This window comes from Chromobacterium sinusclupearum (assembly GCF_002902845.1).
GTDB lineage: Bacteria > Pseudomonadota > Gammaproteobacteria > Burkholderiales > Chromobacteriaceae > Chromobacterium > Chromobacterium sinusclupearum.
The window spans coordinates 1-202 of record NZ_PPTF01000059.1 but is presented as its reverse complement, the minus strand read 5'-3'; the positions used below and the strand labels follow the sequence as shown (position 1 = coordinate 202).

At 57.9% G+C, this 202-nt stretch carries 2 tRNA genes; both read left to right on the top strand.

The window, feature by feature from the left end:
• Positions 1-2: 2 nt before the first annotated feature.
• Positions 3-79, top strand: a tRNA-Arg gene (locus tag C2134_RS11985).
• Positions 80-82: 3 nt separating this feature from the next.
• Positions 83-157 (top strand) — tRNA-Glu (locus C2134_RS11980).
• Positions 158-202 lie beyond the last annotated feature (45 nt).

Below are 202 nucleotides of genomic sequence, written 5' to 3'. Positions count from 1 at the left end.
ACGCACCCGTAGCTCAGTTGGATAGAGTATCTGGCTACGAACCAGAGGGTCGGGCGTTCGAATCGCTCCGGGTGCGCCAGCTGTCCCTATAGTTTAGCGGTTAGAACACCGCCCTTTCACGGCGGTAGCCGGGGTTCGATTCCCCGTGGGGACGCCAGGATTCAGAAAAAGCCCAGCATTGCAAAATGCTGGGCTTTTTCGC